The sequence below is a fragment of the Mycobacterium sp. IDUB_3 genome (assembly GCF_055419585.1).
In genome coordinates, this window is the sequence record NZ_JBVAXZ010000001.1 from 1,843,066 (window position 1) to 1,861,846 (window position 18,781).

Annotated in this window: 19 protein-coding genes and 1 pseudogene; 10 read left to right on the forward strand and 10 right to left on the reverse strand. The window is 68.3% G+C overall.

Annotated features, from left to right (window positions below; genetic code table 11):
• Position 1 precedes the first annotated feature (1 nt).
• Genes ACZYVJ_RS08010 through ACZYVJ_RS08035 form a run of 6 tightly spaced genes read right to left on the reverse strand, consistent with a single transcriptional unit; the run spans position 2 to position 5,498 of the window.
• Positions 2 to 589: a suppressor of fused domain protein gene (locus ACZYVJ_RS08010; RefSeq protein WP_463830514.1), complete on the reverse strand. Its 588-nt coding sequence runs from the start codon at positions 587 to 589 to the stop codon at positions 2 to 4.
• Complete coding sequence (locus ACZYVJ_RS08015; protein ID WP_463830515.1) at positions 586 to 1,764, reverse strand: ABC transporter ATP-binding protein; 1,179 nt, start codon at positions 1,762 to 1,764, stop codon at positions 586 to 588. The genes ACZYVJ_RS08010 and ACZYVJ_RS08015 overlap by 4 nt, the downstream gene beginning before the upstream one ends.
• Before the next feature lie 4 nt (positions 1,765 to 1,768).
• Positions 1,769 to 2,620 carry a carbohydrate ABC transporter permease gene (locus ACZYVJ_RS08020; RefSeq protein WP_463830516.1) on the reverse strand — a complete coding sequence of 284 codons (852 nt, stop codon included), beginning with the start codon at positions 2,618 to 2,620 and terminating at the stop codon, positions 1,769 to 1,771.
• Positions 2,610 to 3,497 carry a carbohydrate ABC transporter permease gene (locus ACZYVJ_RS08025; protein ID WP_463830517.1) on the reverse strand — a complete coding sequence of 296 codons (888 nt, stop codon included), beginning with the start codon at positions 3,495 to 3,497 and terminating at the stop codon, positions 2,610 to 2,612. The genes ACZYVJ_RS08020 and ACZYVJ_RS08025 overlap by 11 nt, the downstream gene beginning before the upstream one ends.
• A gap of 44 nt (positions 3,498 to 3,541) precedes the next feature.
• Positions 3,542 to 4,954 (reverse strand): extracellular solute-binding protein, encoded by a 1,413-nt coding sequence (locus tag ACZYVJ_RS08030; RefSeq protein ID WP_463830518.1) that lies wholly within the window; start codon positions 4,952 to 4,954, stop codon positions 3,542 to 3,544.
• Between the two features lie 22 nt (positions 4,955 to 4,976).
• On the reverse strand, positions 4,977 to 5,498 hold the full coding sequence (locus ACZYVJ_RS08035) for a YflT domain-containing protein (RefSeq protein WP_463830519.1): 522 nt from the start codon (positions 5,496 to 5,498) through the stop codon (positions 4,977 to 4,979).
• A 235-nt stretch (positions 5,499 to 5,733) separates the two neighbouring features.
• On the opposite strand from ACZYVJ_RS08035, the gene ACZYVJ_RS08040 reads away from it, so the two are divergent.
• The 6 genes and pseudogenes from ACZYVJ_RS08040 (at position 5,734) to ACZYVJ_RS08065 (ending at position 11,162) form a co-directional block, all read left to right on the forward strand.
• Positions 5,734 to 6,339 carry a DUF4190 domain-containing protein gene (locus ACZYVJ_RS08040; protein ID WP_463830520.1) on the forward strand — a complete coding sequence of 202 codons (606 nt, stop codon included), beginning with the start codon at positions 5,734 to 5,736 and terminating at the stop codon, positions 6,337 to 6,339.
• Positions 6,340 to 6,355: 16 nt separating this feature from the next.
• A pseudogene (locus ACZYVJ_RS08045) lies at positions 6,356 to 6,477 on the forward strand (hypothetical protein); the annotation flags it as partial.
• A gap of 157 nt (positions 6,478 to 6,634) precedes the next feature.
• Positions 6,635 to 7,942 (forward strand): magnesium transporter MgtE N-terminal domain-containing protein, encoded by a 1,308-nt coding sequence (locus ACZYVJ_RS08050; protein WP_463830521.1) that lies wholly within the window; start codon positions 6,635 to 6,637, stop codon positions 7,940 to 7,942.
• Complete coding sequence (locus ACZYVJ_RS08055) at positions 7,939 to 8,481, forward strand: DUF1003 domain-containing protein (protein ID WP_463830522.1); 543 nt, start codon at positions 7,939 to 7,941, stop codon at positions 8,479 to 8,481. The genes ACZYVJ_RS08050 and ACZYVJ_RS08055 overlap by 4 nt, the downstream gene beginning before the upstream one ends.
• A 107-nt stretch (positions 8,482 to 8,588) precedes the next feature.
• Complete coding sequence (locus ACZYVJ_RS08060; protein ID WP_463830523.1) at positions 8,589 to 9,947, forward strand: lytic transglycosylase domain-containing protein; 1,359 nt, start codon at positions 8,589 to 8,591, stop codon at positions 9,945 to 9,947.
• A gap of 57 nt (positions 9,948 to 10,004) precedes the next feature.
• Entirely contained in the window at positions 10,005 to 11,162 is a 1,158-nt protein-coding gene (locus tag ACZYVJ_RS08065) for an Mrp/NBP35 family ATP-binding protein (RefSeq protein WP_463830524.1), read from the forward strand.
• Between the two features lie 40 nt (positions 11,163 to 11,202).
• On the opposite strand, the gene tatB is transcribed toward ACZYVJ_RS08065, so the two are convergent.
• The 4 genes from tatB to sigE all read right to left on the reverse strand — a co-directional run bounded on the left by tatB (position 11,203) and on the right by sigE (position 14,556).
• Positions 11,203 to 11,619: a Sec-independent protein translocase protein TatB gene (tatB, locus tag ACZYVJ_RS08070; protein ID WP_463830525.1), complete on the reverse strand. Its 417-nt coding sequence runs from the start codon at positions 11,617 to 11,619 to the stop codon at positions 11,203 to 11,205.
• Positions 11,619 to 13,130, reverse strand: a complete 1,512-nt coding sequence (gene htrA / locus ACZYVJ_RS08075) for a serine protease HtrA (protein ID WP_463830526.1) — start codon at positions 13,128 to 13,130, stop codon at positions 11,619 to 11,621. The genes tatB and htrA overlap by 1 nt, the downstream gene beginning before the upstream one ends.
• 145 nt (positions 13,131 to 13,275) lie before the next feature.
• A complete protein-coding gene (gene rseA / locus ACZYVJ_RS08080) occupies positions 13,276 to 13,671 on the reverse strand; it encodes an anti-sigma E factor RseA (protein ID WP_463830527.1) in 396 nt (131 codons plus the stop codon).
• 129 nt (positions 13,672 to 13,800) lie between these two features.
• The gene (sigE, locus tag ACZYVJ_RS08085; RefSeq protein WP_463830528.1) at positions 13,801 to 14,556 is read right to left on the reverse strand and encodes an RNA polymerase sigma factor SigE; all 756 of its coding nucleotides are present in this window, start codon (positions 14,554 to 14,556) and stop codon (positions 13,801 to 13,803) included.
• Between the two features lie 201 nt (positions 14,557 to 14,757).
• On the opposite strand from sigE, the gene ACZYVJ_RS08090 reads away from it, so the two are divergent.
• The 4 genes from ACZYVJ_RS08090 to ACZYVJ_RS08105 all read left to right on the forward strand — a co-directional run bounded on the left by ACZYVJ_RS08090 (position 14,758) and on the right by ACZYVJ_RS08105 (position 18,777).
• The gene (locus ACZYVJ_RS08090; RefSeq protein WP_463830529.1) at positions 14,758 to 15,426 is read left to right on the forward strand and encodes an O-methyltransferase; all 669 of its coding nucleotides are present in this window, start codon (positions 14,758 to 14,760) and stop codon (positions 15,424 to 15,426) included.
• Positions 15,427 to 15,555: 129 nt separating this feature from the next.
• Positions 15,556 to 16,194 carry a TetR/AcrR family transcriptional regulator gene (locus tag ACZYVJ_RS08095; protein ID WP_463830530.1) on the forward strand — a complete coding sequence of 213 codons (639 nt, stop codon included), beginning with the start codon at positions 15,556 to 15,558 and terminating at the stop codon, positions 16,192 to 16,194.
• Positions 16,184 to 17,137, forward strand: coding sequence for an ABC transporter ATP-binding protein (locus ACZYVJ_RS08100; protein ID WP_463830531.1), 954 nt, complete (start codon positions 16,184 to 16,186; stop codon positions 17,135 to 17,137). Before ACZYVJ_RS08095 ends, ACZYVJ_RS08100 begins: the two co-directional genes overlap by 11 nt.
• Positions 17,134 to 18,777, forward strand: a complete 1,644-nt coding sequence (locus ACZYVJ_RS08105) for an ABC transporter permease (protein WP_463830532.1) — start codon at positions 17,134 to 17,136, stop codon at positions 18,775 to 18,777. Before ACZYVJ_RS08100 ends, ACZYVJ_RS08105 begins: the two co-directional genes overlap by 4 nt.
• The last annotated feature ends 4 nt before the right edge of the window (positions 18,778 to 18,781 follow it).

Here is an 18,781-nt window from a genome sequence, read left to right on the forward strand (position 1 = left end):
GTCAATCGGGCTGTGCGGCAGGGCGATTCGGATCCAGCACGTCGACGCCGTCGTTGTCCCACGCTTGACGCATCGCCTCGGCGCCCTTGAGCCGAACCCACGCAGCTTCGGTGGCGGTGATGGGCGTGGCCGACAGGAACTGCACCGGGTCGCGGGGTGGCTCCAGCGGCAGATCGCCAATCTCGCTGCGGCCCAGCAGGACAGCGGTGAACGGCACCCGCGACGACGGGGACGCCCACAGCGGCGAGCCGAGGTCCACCAGCGCGTCGGCGCACAGCACCACACCGTCGACGGCAGGCGCTGCCGCCAGGATCGCCAGACTGCGCGCGATGCCGGAGACCGGACCGGGATCGCGCAGCCGCAGCACGACTTCGGCGCGCGGACCGCGCACCGGGTCGACAACGTCCAGCGTCGGCTCGGCCATCGGGTGACGCGAGCAGCCCAGGGTGACGTAGTGCACCGTCCCGTCCGGCTCGCGGAAACGCAGCACCTCGATGGTCTCGGTGCCCAGGAAGGTCACGCTCGCCGCATCGGGCTCGGCGTCGGTGAAGTGAGCCCGCAGATGCGCACGTACTTGGTCTTGTGTCACGGTGTCCCCGACGGCGCGATGGTCAGGTTCGCGCCCGAGTCGGCGTCGAAGACCGCCAGCTTGGCGGTGTCGAACGCCAACTCGATCGACTGCCCGATGGCCGCCTTCGATTCTGCGGGAACCCTTGCCACGAACTGGTTTTCGTGAGTGTTCGACTCGGCGGCCAGCTCGTCCAACTGGGCCGAGTGGGCGGCCCACGCGGCGGTGGAGAAGTAGACGTACTTGTCCGCGCCCAGCGACTCGACGAGGTCGACCTTCACCTCGAACGTCAGCGCCCTGATGCGCTGGTAACCGTCGATCAGTGCGGCATCGGACAGGTGCTCGGGGCGCACACCGACGATGACGTTCGCGGGTGCCGGATGTTGCCCGATCACCTCTTGGACCTCCGGTGTCAGCATTACCTCGCCGAACGGCAGTTTGAGCCCGCCGGGCGTCAGCGTGGCCGGGAAGAAGTTCATCGCCGGCGAGCCGATGAATCCGGCGACGAACAGGTTGGCTGGATGCTCGTAGAGCTCGTCGGGGCTGCCGATCTGTTGCGCAACACCGGAATGCATCACCACCACGCGGTCGCCCAGCGTCATGGCCTCGGTCTGGTCGTGGGTGACGTAGACCGTCGTGGTGCCCAGCCTCTTCTGCAGCCTGGCGATCTCGCCGCGCATCTGGACCCGCAATTTCGCGTCCAGGTTCGACAGCGGCTCGTCCATCAGAAACGCCTTGGGGTGGCGCACGATCGCGCGACCCATCGCCACCCGTTGCCGCTGCCCGCCCGACAATTGCGACGGTTTGCGGTCCAGAAGTTCGGTGAGGTCAAGGGTTTTCGCCGTTTCCTCGACCTTCTGGGCGATCTCGGCCTTCTTCATCTTGGCCAGCGTCAGCGGAAAGGCGATGTTCTGCCGCACCGTCATGTGCGGGTACAGCGCATAAGACTGGAACACCATTGCGATGTCGCGGTCTTTGGGCGCCTTCTCGTTCACCCGTTGGCCGCCGATGCGCAGTTCGCCCGACGAGATGTCCTCGAGCCCGGCGATCATGTTCAGCGTCGTGGTCTTGCCGCAGCCCGAAGGGCCCACCAGGATCAGGAATTCCCCGTCGGCGATGGTGAGGTTCAGGTCGTGCACCGCCGTCGCGCCGTCGGGGTAACTCTTGCTGACATGGTCCAGCACAATCTCGGCCATCGCGCTATCCCTTCACCGCGCCGGAGGTCAACCCGGCGACGATTCGTCGTTGGAAGATTAAAACAAAAACGATGATGGGGACGGTGATCACGACGGCGCCGGCCGCGATCGAGCCGGTCGGCTCCTCGAACTGCGAACTGCCGCTGAAGTTCACGATCGCCACCGGCGCGGTGATGGCCGCTTTGGTGGCGGTCAGGGTCAGCGCCAGCAGCAGATCGTTCCAGGCGAAGATGAACACCAGGATCGCGGCCGTCACCACGCCGGGCGCCGCGAGCGGCACGATCACCTTGCGGAATGCCTGGGCCGGTGTCGCGCCGTCCATTTTCGCCGCCTTCTCCAGATCCCAAGGGATCTCCCGGAAGAAGGCCGACAGCGTGTAGATCGCCAGCGGCAGCGCGAAGGTGATGTACGGCAGGATCAGGCCGGGCCAGGTGTCGAACAAGCCGATGAATCGCTCGATGTTGAACAGCGGCGTCACCAGCGAGATCGCAGGAAACATGGTGATCAACAGGGTGGTCCCGACCAGTGACCGCTTGCCCGGAAAGTTCAGCCGGGCGATCGCGTACGCGGCCATCGCACCGAGCACCACCGCGATCACGGTGGTGATCAACCCGACTCCGACGGAGTTGATCAGCGCCGAACTGAAGAAGTCACCGCGAAAGATGCCGCGATAGTTGTCGAAGGATATCGACGACGGAATCAGCTTGCCGTCCTTGATCGTTGAGCTTGGCTTCAGTGACAGACTGAAGATCCACAGCACCGGAAGAAGCGCGTACACCACCACCAGGGTGTCGATGACGGCCCAGATCGCGGTGCGTCGCGCGCCCGTCGACAGGCCCGCCCCGTTAGCGGCCATGGACGTCACCCCCGGGCGCCGCCGCGCCGAACACCTTGATGAACAGCAGCGCGATCAGACCCACACAGACGAAGATCAGCACGCTGATCGCCGAGCCGAGCCCGACGTTGAAGCCCTTGAACAGGTTGTCGTAGCCCAGCATCGACACCGAACCGGTGTTGTTGACGCCGTTGGTGATCACGTAGATGTTGTCGAAGATGCGAAACGCGTCCAGGGTCCGGAACAACAAGGCGACCACCACCGCGGGCTTGATGATCGGCAGGGTCACTCCGGTCAGCCGCCGCCACGCGCCCGCGCCGTCCACCTGGGCTGCCTTGAGCAAATCTTCTGGGACCAGCGCCAAACCGGCCAGCAACAGCAGCGACATGAAGGGCGTGGTTTTCCAGACCTCGGCGAGGACGACGATGGCCAGCGACGGGATCTGTTCGGTCAGTGGCGCACTGCCCTGTGGCAGCAGGTTGGCCAGGTAGCCGGTGCCCGGTGTCCACGCGTAATACCAGCTGTACGACGCGACCACGGTGACGATGCCGTACGGAATCAGCACCGCGGTGCGCACCAGGCCCTTTGCGACCAGGGTCCAGTGCATCGCCAGCGCCAGCGCCAGGCCCAGCACGAATTCCAGGGACACCGAGACCACCGTGATGCCCAGCGTCACCGCCAGCGCGGTCCACCAGTAGCGGTCGGTCAGGATGGTCACGTAGTTGGCCACGCCGACGAACGCGGTGTCATTGGGGACGGCAAAGTTGTTGCGCTGCAGGCTCAACCACACGGCATAGCCGATGGGATACGCCGTCACCGCCAGCATCAGGATCGCGGCCGGCGCGACGAGGAGAAACGCCAACCGCTGGTCGGAGGTCCGCCCGCGCAACCGTGACATCGCGGAAGGCGCGCTCGCGGTTCGGGTTTCATCGCCTGCGCGCGTCACGGCAGTAGCCCTTTCCCGTCGATCGCCTTCTGCACCTGGGTGCTGAGCTCGTCGGCGGTCCGCTCGGGGTCGATCTGCGCGATCGGGCTCAGCGTCGCGGCGAGCCGGATGGCCACACCCTGGTAGACGGGCGTGGCCGGGCGCACCGCGGCATCGGTGAGCTGCCGGCGGATGATCGTGTACATCGGATACTTGCTCTGGAACTGCGAATCGGAATACAGCGAGGTGCGCACCGGGGGCAGGCCGCCCTCGATCGCGACGTATTTCTGATGCGCCAGGTTACGCAGGCAACGAACGGCTTCGAAGGCCTCGGCGCGGTGACGGGTGGTGCTGGCCACCGCCAGGTTCGCCCCGCCGATCGTCACCTTGGCCGGACGGCCCGGTGCCACACCGGGATACGGCGCGAAGCCGAAAACCTTCTGGCTGGCCTGATACGCGATACGGAACTGCTCGTCGTCGGGCACGAATGTCCCGGCGTCGTTGACGCTGCCGGCCAGCTTCGGATTCCGGTTGAGCGGCAGGAAGGGGACTCCGCCCTTCACCGCGTTCTCCAGCATGGACGCCAGCGCGTATGGCCAGTTGACGGCGAGCGCCGCCCGACCTTGTTCGAGCGCCAACCGCGCAGTGCTCTCGTCCGTTCGGCTGATCGACGGATCGGCTCCAGGCGCGACGGCCACCGACTTGAGGATGCGCAGCGCCGTGACGGTGGCCGCCCGGTGCGCCGGCGTGTCGGTAAGGCTGACGCGGCGGCCGTCATCGGAGAGCACCTGGCCACCCCCGCTCACCAGCAGCGTGTTGAACCAGACCACCAGGCCTTCACCCTCGTTGGCCTGCACGCCGATCCAGCTGGGCTGCCCCGCGTCGTGCAATCGGGCCGCCTCGGACACCATGCCGTCCCAGGTTCGGGGCGGCTGGGTCACCAAATCGGGCCGGTACCAGAGCAATTCGGTGTTCGTGGTGACGGGCGCGCCGTACAGCTTGCCTTGCCAGCGCGCCGTCGACAGCGGGCCAGGCAAGGTGTCGACCGTGGCGTCGGCCTCGGCTCGCCCCTCCGGGTCGTCGGACAGCGGCAGCGCCCAGCCCGCCTCGCCGAACTCGGCCGTCCACACCACGTCCAGCGACATCACGTCCAGGGTGCGGTCGTGGCCGGTCAGCCGGCGGGCCAGTTGCAGACGCTGCTCGCCGGGGGCCCGGGGCAGGCTGATCTGCTGAATGGCGAAGCGGCCGTTGAATTGCTTGGTGCAGTCCTGGGCTACCGCGGTGAACGTCGCACCGTCGGCGGCCGTCGTGTAGAAGCTGATGATCAGCCCGTGGCTCCCGGCAGCGCACGCCGAGACCGCCGCGGCGATGATCGCCATCGCCAGCGCGATTGCGCCCATCCGGCGCGCGCGCCCGCGACGACTCACCACTAATTCATGCCTCTCGCGCGCCTCAAATCGCCAAGCGCGCCAACAGGTCCCGCGCCTTTTCTGCGTTTTGCGGATCACAGAGCACGTCATAGCGCCCGGCTACCAATTGCATGGTCGAGCTGAAATCCCTTGTGCCACGGGCCATCGAATAGGGAACGGCGGACGTGATCAGCCCGAAGAAGACACCGGCGACCAAACCGGTGACCAGCGCCCCCCACGGGTTCGGGCTGAAGAAGCCCAGCACCAGCCCGATGAACAACCCGAGCCACGCCCCGCTCAGCACGCCGCCGCCCAGCACCTTGGGCCACGTCAGCCTGCCGGTGACCCGTTCAACCTGCATCAGGTCGACGCCGACGATGGTCACCTGCTGCACCGGGAACTGCTGGTCGGACAGGTAGTCGACGGCGCGCTGCGCCTCGGCGTAGGTGGGATAGGACCCGACCGGCCACCCCCGCGGCGGCGTCGGCAGCCCCGGCCCGCGGCGCCCCGCCGCACCCGGAGGCGTGCCGCCGGGAACCTGCCCAGGCTGGAATGGATTACTCATCGCCGCTCATTGTCCTCCGCCTCGGCCGTCGTTTCATCTCAGGGCCTCCCCACCCTATCCGTCGACCTCCCGTCACCTGCGAAAACATGGTTCGCGCGGCGGCGCAAATCCGGTCCCGGTGCCACCAAGAGGAGGATTTCGCTCCGAACAGACGCGGATCCGGCGTGGCATCTGGTGAGCCCGGCGCCGATTCGCGGCGGCACCCGTCACCTGCGGATGGGTTAGGTTGAAAACCATGACAGCTCCCGGAGACGGCTTCGGCGAGGGCGGCCACCACGAGAAGGACGACTCGCCCGCCGGCGGCAGCGGGCCCGCCGACCGGCCGGACGCGACCGCGCCCTGGGAGCCGCCCGCCGCACCGCCGCCGCCCGCCGAATCGGCGCCGCCGTATCCGCCGCCGAGCCCCGACTACGCGTCCGGGTACCCGCCGCCTTACCCACCGTCCGTCGGTCCTCCGCCCGGATACGGGCAGCCGCCCGGCCACGGCGGCCCGGCCTATCCGCCGCCCCCTCCGTCCTACGGCGGCCCGCCCACCTACGGTCCCCCCTCCTATCCGGGCGGTTACTACCCGACACCGGATTACCAGAGCGGCTACGGACCCGCGGGACCCCATCAGCCAGGGACGAACAAGCTGGCGATCGCCTCGCTGATCGCGGCCTTCACCGGCCTGCTGTGCGGCATCGGCTCGATCGTGGCCATAGTGCTGGGCGCGATCGCCCTGGATCAGATCAAGCGGACTCGCCAGGACGGATTCGGCATGGCGGTGGCCGGCATCGTCGTCGGAATCGCCACTCTGGTGGTGATTTTGGTGGTCGTGCTCTTCAAGCTGCACTCGCTTTAGCGCATCCAGACCCGGGACGATCGCAAGCGCGGCGGAGCCGGGCGCAGCGGGTCGTCACGCATCGGACCCGGGACGATCGCGAGCGCGGCGGAGCCGGGCGCAGCGGGTCGTCACGCATCGGACCCGGGACGATCGCAAGCGCGGCGGAGCCGGGCGCAGCGGGTCGTCACGCATCGGACCCGGGACGATCGCAAGCGCGGCGGAGCCGGGCGCAGCGGGTCGTCACGCATCGGACCCGGGACGACGGGCCCGGCTTGTCAGCCATCGGGCGGAGGGCTGCCTAGGCTCTACATCCATGGGATCGGTCAACAGGGTGTACATCGCGCGGCTGTCGCGGATGTTGGTGCTGGGTCCGCTCGGCGAATCCGTCGGCCGAGTGCGCGATGTCGTGATCAGCATCAGCATCGTGCGCCAGCAACCGCGCGTGCTCGGGCTGGTCGTCGACCTGGCGACGCGGCGCAGTATCTTCATCCCGATCCTGCGGGTCGCCTCCATCGAACCCAACGCCGTGACGCTGAGCACCGGCAGCGTGTCCCTGCGCCATTTCGTGCAGCGGCCCGGCGAGGTGCTGGCGATAGGCCAGGTGCTCGACTCGCAAGTCAAAGTGAAGGACCCCGATCTGCCGGAACTCGCCGGCCTCGACGTGGTCGTCACGGACCTGGGCATCGAACAGACCCGGACTCGGGACTGGATGGTCACCAGGGTCGCCGTCCGCGTGCCCAGGCGGCTGGGACGACGCGGGCCCGTGCACGTCGTCGACTGGCAGAACGTGCAGGGCCTGACCCCGTCGGCGCTGGCGTTGCCAGGCCAGGGAGTGACGCAGCTGCTGGAACAGTTCGAGGGCCGCAGGGCGGTCGACGTGGCGGATGCCATCCGCGGGTTGCCGGTCAAACGGCGCTACGAGGTGCTCAAGGCCCTCGACGACGACCGGCTGGCCGACGTGTTGCAGGAGCTGCCCGAATTGGATCAGGCCGACGTGCTGTCGCAGCTGGGCACCGAACGCTCGGCTGACGTGCTCGAGGAGATGGATCCCGACGACGCGGCCGACCTGCTCGGTGTGCTGAATCCGACCGACGCCGAGATGCTGCTGACCCGGATGGATCCCGATGACTCCGAGCCGGTGCGCCGGCTCCTCGCCCACTCCCCCGACACCGCCGGCGGCTTGATGACATCGGACCCGGTGGTGCTGACCCCCGACACGTCGGTCGCCGAGGCGCTGGCGCGGGTTCGCGACCCCGAACTCACCACCGCGCTGTCGTCCATGGTGTTCGTCGCGCGCCCGCCGACGGCCACCCCCACCGGCCACTACCTGGGTTGCGTTCCCCTGCAGCGACTGCTGCGTGAGCCGCCGGCGGCTCTGGTCGGTGGGATTGTCGACAGCGACCTGTTGACTTTGAGACCGGAGACCCCGCTCGGTGCGGTCACCCGCTACCTGGCCGCGTACAACCTCGTGTGCGGGCCGGTGGTCGATGACCAGAATCATCTGCTCGGCGCGGTGACGGTGGACGACCTGCTCGATCACCTGCTGCCGCACGACTGGCGGGTCGACATGCAGGAGTTCGACGCCGCCGGGCGGATCAACGGACTGGGAGGATCCGAGTGAGCAAAGCCTCGGCCCCACGGGGCCTGTACACCCCGCGGACGTCGCGCAGGTATTCACCGCGGCTGGACCCCGAGGCCGTCGGGCAGATCACCGAATCGATCGCGCGCTTCTTCGGCACCGGCCGCTATCTGCTGATTCAGTCGGTCGTGGTGGTGGTGTGGATCACGTTCAACCTCATCGCGGTCGCGGCGCGCTTCGACCCTTATCCGTTCATCCTGCTGAACCTCGCCTTCTCGACTCAAGCCGCCTACGCGGCGCCGCTGATCCTGTTGGCGCAGAACCGCCAGGAGAACCGCGATCGAGTCGCGCTGGAGCAAGACCGTCGTCGCGCGGCCGAAACCAAGGCCGACACCGAGTACCTGGCGCGCGAACTGGCCGCGCTGCGGCTCGCCGTCGGCGAGGGCGTGACACGCGAATACCTGCGTCACGAGCTCGATGACCTGCGCGAACTGCTCACCAACCTGCAGCCCGAAACCCGCGACGTCGACTCGATTCAGGGCGGCGACGGCCTGGAGCGAACGGCTAAGAAATCCAGGTGAGAACCGTTTGGACCATTGCGCCACTCGTGTCACAAGAGTTATGTATGGTGATCTGGTTCACCGAGCTAACAGAAAGTGGACCCAGCTCACATATCTAGGACGGTCGAGTGCGCATTGGGGGAAGCCGGGGTGAGAGCCCCGCCGCCGCGACTGAGCGGCAGCGAGCACTTCGGAACACGCGCAAGCCGATTTTCGGCGTAGCAATGATTACTCCACTGGTCTTCGCGGGGGCGGTCAGCGCGGCGGCCCCTTCGCTTCCGGTGCGAATGCCGCCGCGGCATGCCGCCGTCACCCCGGTGGCCGCGGTCTCGCCGACCTTCCCCGACCTCACCGGGCCCGCCGTGGTCGCGATCGACCGTAGCCCGACCGCCTTTCACGTCGCCGAGCCCGCCTTGTCCGCGCCACCGCCGGCGATGATCGTCAATGCGCCCGGTGCACTGGGCATTCCGAGCATCGCGCTGGCCGCATACCGCAGCGCGGAACAGAAGATGGCCGTCGCCGTCCCGGGCTGTGGCGTCAGCTGGAATTTGCTGGCTGGCATCGGGCGCATCGAATCGGGTCACGCGGGCGGCGGCGCTGTCGACGCGCGCGGCACCGCGATCAACCCGATCTACGGCCCGTCCCTGGACGGCACGCTGCCCGGCAACGAAACGATCATCCAGAGCAGCGCGGGCAGCCGCGTCACCTACGCCCGCGCGATGGGACCGATGCAGTTCCTCCCGGGGACCTGGGCGCGCTACGCCTCCGACGGCAAAGGCGACGGCGTGGCGGATCCGCAGAACATCTTCGACGCCACCCTGGCGGCCGCCCGCTACCTGTGCAGCGGCGGGCTCAACCTGCGTGATCAGTCGCAGGTGCTGACCGCGATCCTGCGCTACAACAACTCGATGCCCTATGCGCAGAACGTGCTGGGCTGGGCGGCGGCCTACGCCACCGGCGTGGTGCCGGTCGACCTGCCGCCAATGACCGGACCGCCGCCGCCGCTGGGCGACGCGCACCTCGAGCACCCCGAAGGGCTCGGCCCGAACCTGCCGATGAACATCAACGGCCTGCCGCTGGACGACCCGCTGGCGCGCGTCCCGCTGATCGACTTGAGCAGCCCGGCGCTCGTCAGCCCCCCGCCGATGTTCCCGTGGATGACGCCCACACCCCAGCAGGCGCCGGCCCAGCTTCCCGGTTGCACTGTGATCTGCATCAGCTCGCAGGGCACCCCGCCCGGGGGCCCGCCGCCGCCGTCCGCCCCCCAGGCGCCGTTCGCCCCCCAGGCGCCATTGGCCCCCCAGGCGCCATCGCCGTTCGGCGCGCCGCCCCCGGACGCCGGGCCCTCGCCGGCGCCCCCGGCCGCGGCGCCGGCACCTCCGGCCGCCGGACCCTCGCAGGCGACACCGGCGCCCAAGCCCGCCGGCCCGTCGGGCGTGGCACCCGGCGCGCCCAAGCCGAAGCAGGCGGGGGCCGGACCGGCCTGACCGGCCCAGCGGGTCACCGCAAAACGGCACCGTCGCGCACGCCTACACTCGGCGGTGATGTCCCGCCATGACTCTTCCGATTCAGCAGCCGACCTGAGCGCGGCTATCCGCACCGCCCTGGGCAAGGTGATCGACCCCGAACTGCGGCGTCCGATCACCGAACTCGGGATGGTCAAGAGCATCGACACCGAGCCCGACGGCGCGGTGCATGTCACGATCTACCTGACCACCGCCAGCTGCCCGAAGAAAACCGAGATCAGCGACCGCGTCAGTCAGGCGGTCGCCGACGTCCCGGGCACCGGCGCGGTGAAGGTCACCCTGGACGTGATGAACGACGAGCAGCGCACCGAGCTACGCAAGCAGTTGCGCGGCGACGCCCGCGAGCCCGTTATCCCGTTCGCACAACCGAATTCGCTGACCCGGGTCTACGCCGTCGCGTCCGGCAAGGGCGGGGTCGGCAAGTCCACCGTCACGGTCAACCTGGCCGCGGCGATGGCGGCCCGCGGCCTGTCGGTCGGTGTTCTGGACGCCGATATCCACGGCCATTCCATCCCCCGGATGATGGGCACCACCGAACGGCCCACCCAGGTCGAGTCGATGATCCTGCCGCCGATCGCGCACGAGGTGCGGGTCATCTCCATCGCCCAGTTCACCGAGGGCAACACCCCGGTGGTGTGGCGCGGCCCCATGCTGCACCGCGCGCTGCAGCAGTTCCTGGCCGACGTCTACTGGGGCGATCTGGACGTGCTGCTGCTCGACCTGCCCCCGGGGACCGGCGACATAGCCATCTCGGTGGCGCAGCTGATCCCGAACGCGGAGATCCTGGTGGTGACCACGCCACAGCTGGCCGCGGCCGAGGTCGCCGAGCGGGCCGGCAGCATCGCGCTGCAGACCCGCCAGCGCCTCGTCGGCGTCGTGGAGAACATGTCCGGGCTCACCCTGCCCGACGGCTCCACGCTGCAGGTCTTCGGCGAGGGCGGTGGCCAGCAGGTGGCCGAGCGGCTCTCCCGGGCGGTCGGTGCCGACGTGCCGCTGCTGGGTCAGATCCCGCTGGATCCCGAACTGGTGGCCGCGGGCGATTCCGGCATGCCGCTGGTGCTGAGCGCACCCGATTCGCCGGTGGGCAAAGCGCTGCGCGGGGTGGCCGACAGCTTGTCGTCGCGCAAGCGCGGGCTCGCCGGCGTATCGCTGGGGCTCGATCCGACCCGGCGCTGATTAACGCAACCGGCGCCCCTATTGGCGGCTGGTGGGGCGCTCAGGTCGCGTCGGTGTCGAACGGCGTGTGACCGCCGGCCTGCTGTTCGGCCGCCAGCGCCTGGCCGTTCGCGGCGGGCGGGGCCGGGTGCGGCGTCTGCGGCGGGGCGCCATTCGCCGGTTTCTCGAAGGCCCCGGTCAGGAAGGAGTCATCGCCGTCCAGCAGATGCTTGGTCAGCGCCGCACGCGGTGTCATGCCCCGCAGTTTCTGCAGTTCGCTGAGCGGCACGCGTAGATCGTCGAACTCGGGCCCGAGGTCCTCGCGCAGCTGGCTGGTCACACCGCTGAGGTAGTCGCGCGCCTGCCGCAAGGCGTTGGACGTCCACCGGATGGCACCCGGCAGCCGCTCGGGCCCAAGCACCACCAGCCCGACCACGACGAGGACGAGCATGTGCTCCCAGCTCAGGCTGCCGAACATCAGCTGTCGGGGTCTGGCTTGACGGTCAGCGTGACGTGCCGGCCGTCACGGACGACTTCGATCGGCGAATCCTGGCCGATGGTCAATTGCCGCACCGCGACGACGAACTCGTCGGCGTCGGCGACCTTGCGGTTACCGACCTTGACGACGACGTCGTTCTCCAGCACTCCGCCCTTCTGCGCGGGGCTGCCCGCCTTCACGTTGGCCACCTGCGCGCCGGACGCGATCGCATTGCTCACCGACCGGGTGCTGACGCCCAGCGTCGCGTGCACGATCTTGCCGTCCTTGATCAGCGTCTCGGCGACCTGCTTGGCTTCGTTGATCGGGATCGCGAAGCCCAGCCCACTTGCGCTGTCGGACAACGACTTACCCGCCGTGTCGATGCCGATCACCTGGGAATCCATATCGATCAGCGGACCACCGGAGTTTCCGTGGTTGATCGAGGCGTCGGTCTGCAGCGCGTCGATCACCGTGTCGGTGTCCGAGCCCTCCCCCGACAACGGCACCGGCCGGTGCAGCGCGCTGATGATGCCGTGCGTCACGGTGCTGCGCAGGCCCAGCGGCGCACCCGCGGCCAGGACCTCGTCGCCCACCCGCACCTTGTCGGAGTCGCCGAGGCGCGCCACCGACAGGTTGTCGACGTTGTCGACCTTGAGCACGGCCAGGTCGGTCTTGGGGTCGCGGCCCACCAGATTCGCCGGCACCTCCTTGCCGTCGTTGAACACCACCGTCGTCTTGAACTGACTGGGGTTGTTCGCCGCCTCGGAGATGACGTGGTTGTTGGTGACGATGTAGCCGCGGCCGTCTATGACGACGCCGGAGCCCTGCATGCCTTCCTGGTCGCTCTTGGACTCGATGGTCACCACCGCACCCGTCGTCGCGGCCGCCACCTTGGCGAAGCGGCCGGCCGGGCCTTCGCCGTTACCGTTGGTCGACAGCGTCACCTTCGAGGTGGTGAACGCCTCGGCGACCTCGGCCGTCTTGCGACCGATCACACCGCCGAGCACGCCGATGACCAACGCGATCACCATCAGAATCAGCAAAGCCAGGTAGGATACCTTGCCGCCGAACAACACGTCGCGCACGCCCAGTTTGCCGCCGTAGCCGAGCGCGGTCCCGGATCGCGACGGCGCCACCGCCGGCGTGCCCAACGCTGCCGCGGCCCCCGGGTCTCGCCATGGATCGTCTCGCTCGTCGGGCTCCGCACCGTTTTTCTCCCCGGCCAGCGCGTTGGCGTCCACCGGGTGGCGCTGCAGCGAGTCGGGGCTGCCGTCGGGCCGGTGGAAAGCCTCCTGTAGCACGGGGTCGGCCGGTCGGTTGCTCGGCCGGAATTCCGCCTGGTCCCGGTACTTCTGCGGACGGACCCGTTCGGCCACGAACGACCCGCGCAGCCCGTCGGGACGACCGAACTCCCGAGTCGAAGCGGGGTCGACCGGCGGACGCGAGACGGGGCGCGGCGCTAAGCGGTTGCCGCTGTCTTTTGCTTGGTCGTAGCCTTGGTCGGAGGTCACGTCATCCCTTTTGGATCATTTGCCTGAGCGCTCGAGACACGCCTTTACCGGGCGAAATGCGCGGCACCGGCGTTGTCCGTGTCCACCCTAGTATCCATGGCGCGCCGTCGGTCGGCATGAATGCGCGTGTGGGGCGGGCTGGACGCTACCGGCGCTTGCGCCGCTCACGTCCGTCACGGTCCGCGAAGCGGTCGGATGCCTGCGCGGAGGAATCGTCGGGCGACTCGTAGGGAATGTCGGCCAACATGCCGAGCAGCGTGCTGGGGATGCGGATGGGGCGCGAATCGCGCAGCGCCGCGCGCGCCCGACTCTGGTCCTCGACCTCGCCCGCGCACTGGGCGCACAACGACAGATGGTGGGCGGCACGCAGGTGCGCGTTCATCCGGAGCTCGCCGTCGACGAACGCTGCGATCGCTTCGACGGACAGGTGCTCGGTGGAACCGAACTGGCGCGGTGCGCCGACGGGCGCGTCGCTCTGGGAGGCGAACTGAGTGGGGAGCCAGGAGAACGCGCGGCGGAACACATGTCCACGATCGGGCATCACCAACTCCTCGCCATTCATTTCTTATCGCCGCCTTATTCGAATGTAGCGCGAGAGAGCGCGCGATACCGAGGCTAAGGCCGCAAAGCCGCTGAATAGCTGCCCGAACGTTAAGTGGGCGGTCGGTGATTACGCCGACTTGGCGCGCACGGCGTCGTGGTCGGGGTGCGCGGCCAGGTAGTCCCGCAGCGCCTGGCGGCCGCGGTGGATGCGGCTGCGCACCGTGCCCAGTTTGACGCCCAGCGTGGCACCGATCTCCTCGTAGGACAGGCCTTCGATGTCACACAGCACGACGGCGGCACGGAATTCCGGCGGCAGCGAATCGAGCGCGGCCTGCAGGTCGGGGCCCAGCCGGGAATCGTGGTAGATCTGCTCGGGATTCGGCTCGTCGGCGGGCACCCGCTCGTAATCCTCGGGCAGCGCCTCCATCCGGATGCGCGAGCGCCGGCGCACCATGTCGAGGAACAGGTTGGTGGTGATGCGGTGCAACCACCCTTCGAACGTTCCCGGCTGGTAGTTCTGCACGGACCGGAAGACCCGGATGAAGGTCTCCTGGGTGAGGTCCTCGGCGTCGTGCTGATTGCCGGAAAGCCGGTAGGCCAGCCGGTACACCCTGTCGGCGTGCTGGCGCACCAACTCGTCCCATGACGGCATGGCCGCCTTGTCGCCAGTCGCGTCGAACACCGCGGTCCCTTGCAGCGCGTCGGACGGCTGCACCCACTCGTCGGCGGGCAGCTCCTGCGCGTGAGACATGCTGGATGGGCTGAGAAGCGTGGTGATGATCAAGTCCTCCGAATCCGGCGTGCCAAACAGTGACACTTCGTCACTGGCGGCAACAGGTAGTTCCCATTCGGTATTCCCGGTCCAACGCCCTCCGCGATCCATAGGGCTACCGTCGCGTACCGGAGTATGTGCGGTATATGAACAATCTGAGCTGACCCTGAGAAACCGTAACGTAACCTGCGCTGTGCAGGAGATATCCATCGCGCAGTGACATTAAACGCAGCGGGAGTGTTGGGCGTGTCACCCCGTTCTGATTCAGGCGCGCCTGTCGGACTGTGCGCCGAAGTGGAATACGCTGCGGGCATGGACGGCACCGACGCAGAAGCCCCCGGCCAGGCAGCGCCCAGCCGGGCCGAATCGCTCTTCGCGCACGCCGAAAGCTCCATATCGGAAGACGCGCTGTTGGCGGCCGCGCGCGAGCGGGCCGTGGACATCGGCGCCGGTGCGGTGACACCGGCGGTCGGCGCGCTGCTGAGCCTGCTGACCAAGCTCAGTGGCGGCAAGGCCATCGCCGAAGTGGGCACCGGCGCGGGCGTCAGTGGGCTGTGGCTGTTGTCCGGCATGAGCGACGACGGCGTCTTGACGACGATCGACATCGAGCCCGAATATCTGCGGCTGGCCAAGCAGGCGTTCACCGAAGCCGGCATCGGCCCGTCGCGCACCCGGTTGATCGGTGGCCGCGCCCAGGAGGTGCTCACCCGGCTCGCCGACGAGTCCTACGACTTGGTGTTCATCGACGCCGACCCGGCCGATCAGCCGGACTACGTCGTCGAGGGCGTGCGACTGCTGCGCCCCGGTGGCGTGATCGTGGTGCATCGCGCCGCGCTGGGCGGACGGGCCGGTGACCCGGCTGCCCGCGACGCCGAGGTGGTCGCGGTGCGCGAGGCGGCGCGCCTGATCGCCGAGGACGAGCGCCTCACCCCGGCGTTGGTGCCGCTGGGCGACGGCATCCTGGCCGCCGTCCGCGACTGATCCGCCTGGCTTTCTGCCTCCCGCCGCTGCGGCGTTGACCCCGCCGTTTCGTGGTCGCCCGCATCTTTATGAATTCTTGACGCGCGCCGTCCTTGACGGCGGGCTGAACGTGCGTTTAGCGTACTGAACATGCGTTCAGCCGACTTGACCGCAGCCGCCCGGATCCGAGACGCGGCGATCGAACAATTCGGCGAGCACGGGTTCGGCGTGGGGCTGCGCACCATCGCCGAAGCAGCCGGCGTGAGTGCCGCGCTGGTCATCCACCACTTCGGCTCCAAGGACGGCCTGCGCAAGGCCTGCGAGGACTACATCACCGAGACGATCCACGGCACCAAGTCGGAGGCGCTGCAGTCCAACGATCCGGCCACGTGGTTCGCCAAGATGGCCGAGATCGAGGAGTATGCGCCGCTGATGGCCTACCTGGTGCGGGCCATGCAGTCCGGTGGCGAACTGGCAAACATGTTGTGGCGCAGGATGATTGACAATGCCGAGGAATACATGGAAGAGGGCGTGCGCGCTGGGACGATCAAGCCCAGCCGCGATCCCAAGGCCAGGGCCAGGTATCTCGCCATGACGGGCGGCGGGGGTTTCTTTCTCTACATCCAAATGCACGAGACGCCAACGGATCTTCGGGCGGTGCTGCGCGACTACTCGCGCGACATGATATTGCCCGCACTCGAGATCTACACCGAGGGGCTGCTGACCGACCGGACCATGTACGACGCATTCCTGGCCGCTGAAGATCAAGGAGAATCTGATGCCAACTGAAAACGCCACCGGTGTCGCGCCAATCGAGATCCGCGGGCTCACCAAGAATTTCGGTGTGGTGCGGGCGCTGGACGGCCTGGACCTCACGGTGCGGGAAGGCGAAGTTCACGGGTTCCTGGGGCCCAACGGCGCCGGGAAGTCGACGACCATCCGCATCCTGCTGGGCCTGGTCAAGGCCGACGGCGGCAGCGCGCGGCTGCTCGGCGGCGACCCCTGGACTCAGGCCGTCGCCCTACATCGCCAAATCGCCTACGTCCCAGGCGACGTCACCCTGTGGCCGTCGCTGACCGGCGGTGAGACCATCGACCTGCTGGCCCGCATGCGCGGCGGCATCGACAAGAAGCGCCGTGCCGAGCTGATCGAGCGCTTCGACCTGGACCCGCACAAGAAGGCGCGCACGTATTCCAAGGGCAACCGCCAGAAGGTCTCGCTGATCTCGGCGTTCTCGTCGCACGCCAGACTGCTGCTCCTGGACGAGCCCAGCAGCGGCCTGGACCCGTTGATGGAGAACGTGTTTCAGCAGTGTGTGGCGCAGGCACGCGACCGGGGCACGACGGTGTTGTTGTCCAGCCATATCCTGGCCGAAACCGAAGCGTTGTGCGAACGGGTGACGATCATCCGCGCCGGCAAGACCGTCGAGAGCGGGTCGCTGAACTCCATGCGGCACCTGAGCCGCACCTCGATCAAGGCCGAAATGACCGGTGATCCCGGTGATCTCAGGCGCATCAAGGGTGTCGAGGACGTCACCGTCGAGGGCAACACGCTGCGCGCGCAGGTGGACAGCGAGAGCCTGGGCGAGCTCATCCGGGTGCTCGGCGATGCCGGGGTGCGCAGCCTGGTCAGCCAGCCGCCGACCCTCGAAGAGCTTTTCCTGCGCCACTACGACACGTCCGGCGGCGACGGTCGGCACGGACGCGACGAAGCAAAGGTCTCGCTGTCATGAGCACACCCACGCTGGACCGGCCTTTCGCGTCGGCATCGCCTGCGCCACTTAAGAGTTCGAGCTTCTCCGGAACGCTCGCGATGCTGCGGCTATACCTGCGCCGCGACCGCGTATCGATGCCGCTGTGGGTACTGCTGCTGTCGGTACCGTTGGCCACGGTGTACGTCGGCAGCATCGAAAAGATCTACCCCACCGAGGCCGGCCGCGCCGGGTTCGCGGCCTCCATCATGGCCAGCCCGGCCCAGCGCGCCCTCTACGGCCAGATCTACAACAACAGCCTTGGTGCCGTCGGGATTTGGAAAGCCGGCATGTTCCATGTGTTGATCGCGGTGGCCGTCATCCTCACGGTGATCCGTCATACCCGCGCCGACGAGGAGAACGGTCGGACCGAGTTGGTGGACTCGACCGCGATCGGCCGCTACGCCAGCCTGAGCGCGGCGCTGCTGCTGTCGTTCGGAGCATCGATTGCCACCGGCGCGATCGGTGCGGCCGGCCTGTTGAGCACCGACGTCCCGGCCGGCGGGTCGCTGGCCTTCGGGGCGGCGCTGGCCTGCTCCGGCCTGGTGTTCACCGCCGTCGCCGCGGTGACCGCGCAGCTGTCGCCGAGCGCCCGGTTCGCCCGCGGCGCCGCGTTCGCCGTATTGGGCGCCGCGTTCACCCTGCGCGCCGTCGGCGACGCCGGTGACGGCACGCTCTCGTGGCTTTCCCCGCTGGGGTGGTCGCTGCAGGTCAAACCGTATGCGGGCGACCGCGGGTGGGTGCTGGTGCTGCACCTGGTGACGACGGCCGTACTGACCGTGCTGGCGTATCGGTTGCTCGCCGGCCGCGACGTCGGCGCCGGGCTGATCGCGGAGCGGCCCGGCCCGGCCAGCGCCGCCCCGGCGCTGGGTAACGTGTTCGGGCTGACGTGGCGGCTGGACCGCGCCGCGCTGCTGCTGTGGACGGTGGGGTTGTGCCTTTATGGCCTGCTGATCGGCAGCGTGGTGCACGGCATCGGCGATGAGCTGGGCGACAGCGGCGTGGCGCGCGACATCGTCGCGCGGATGGGCGGCACCAGCGCGCTCGAGGAGGCGTTCATCGCCGTCGCGTTTTCCATGATGGGCATGGTAGCCGCCGCGTTCGCGGTGTCGCTCACGCTGCGGCTCCACCAGGAGGAGTCGAGCCAGCGAGCCGAAACGGTGCTGGCCGGCGCGGTGTCGCGAACCCGCTGGCTGACAAGTCATCTGGTGACCGCACTCGCCGGATCCGCGGCGGCGATGCTGGCCAGCGGCCTGACCGCCGGTGTCGTCTACGGCGTCGCGGCCGGCGACGTCGCCGCCAAGCTGCCGATGGTCGTTGCCAGCGCGGCGGTCCAACTGCCCGCTGTGTGGCTGTTGTCGGCCGTGACGGTCTGCGTGTTCGGCATCGCGCCGCGCCTGACACCGGTGGCCTGGGGCGTGCTGATCGGTTTCGTCGCCCTGTACCTGATCGGGTCGTTGGCCGGTTACTCGCAGTGGCTGCTCGACCTGGAACCCTTCGCACACATCCCGCGGATCGGCACAGATTTCACCGTCGTACCACTGTTATGGCTACTGGCCTTGGACGTAGGGTTGGTGGTTCTGGGTGCCATAGCTTTTCGGCGCCGCGATCTGCGCTACTAGGAGC

Coding starts and splice junctions, on each gene's coding strand:
- rseA (WP_463830527.1), bottom strand. CDS start 13,671: ATGCCCGATCGTGGACATGTGTTCCGCCGCGCGTTCTCCTGGCTCCCC.
- ACZYVJ_RS08095 (WP_463830530.1), top strand. CDS start 15,556: ATGCGTTCAGCCGACTTGACCGCAGCCGCCCGGATCCGAGACGCGGCG.
- ACZYVJ_RS08025 (WP_463830517.1), bottom strand. CDS start 3,497: ATGTCACGGTTGCGCGGGCGGACCTCCGACCAGCGGTTGGCGTTTCTC.
- tatB (WP_463830525.1), bottom strand. CDS start 11,619: ATGTTCGGCAGCCTGAGCTGGGAGCACATGCTCGTCCTCGTCGTGGTC.
- ACZYVJ_RS08090 (WP_463830529.1), top strand. CDS start 14,758: ATGGACGGCACCGACGCAGAAGCCCCCGGCCAGGCAGCGCCCAGCCGG.
- ACZYVJ_RS08100 (WP_463830531.1), top strand. CDS start 16,184: ATGCCAACTGAAAACGCCACCGGTGTCGCGCCAATCGAGATCCGCGGG.
- ACZYVJ_RS08050 (WP_463830521.1), top strand. CDS start 6,635: ATGGGATCGGTCAACAGGGTGTACATCGCGCGGCTGTCGCGGATGTTG.
- ACZYVJ_RS08040 (WP_463830520.1), top strand. CDS start 5,734: ATGACAGCTCCCGGAGACGGCTTCGGCGAGGGCGGCCACCACGAGAAG.
- ACZYVJ_RS08065 (WP_463830524.1), top strand. CDS start 10,005: ATGTCCCGCCATGACTCTTCCGATTCAGCAGCCGACCTGAGCGCGGCT.
- ACZYVJ_RS08035 (WP_463830519.1), bottom strand. CDS start 5,498: ATGAGTAATCCATTCCAGCCTGGGCAGGTTCCCGGCGGCACGCCTCCG.
- ACZYVJ_RS08020 (WP_463830516.1), bottom strand. CDS start 2,620: ATGGCCGCTAACGGGGCGGGCCTGTCGACGGGCGCGCGACGCACCGCG.
- ACZYVJ_RS08015 (WP_463830515.1), bottom strand. CDS start 1,764: ATGGCCGAGATTGTGCTGGACCATGTCAGCAAGAGTTACCCCGACGGC.
- sigE (WP_463830528.1), bottom strand. CDS start 14,556: ATGGATCGCGGAGGGCGTTGGACCGGGAATACCGAATGGGAACTACCT.
- ACZYVJ_RS08105 (WP_463830532.1), top strand. CDS start 17,134: ATGAGCACACCCACGCTGGACCGGCCTTTCGCGTCGGCATCGCCTGCG.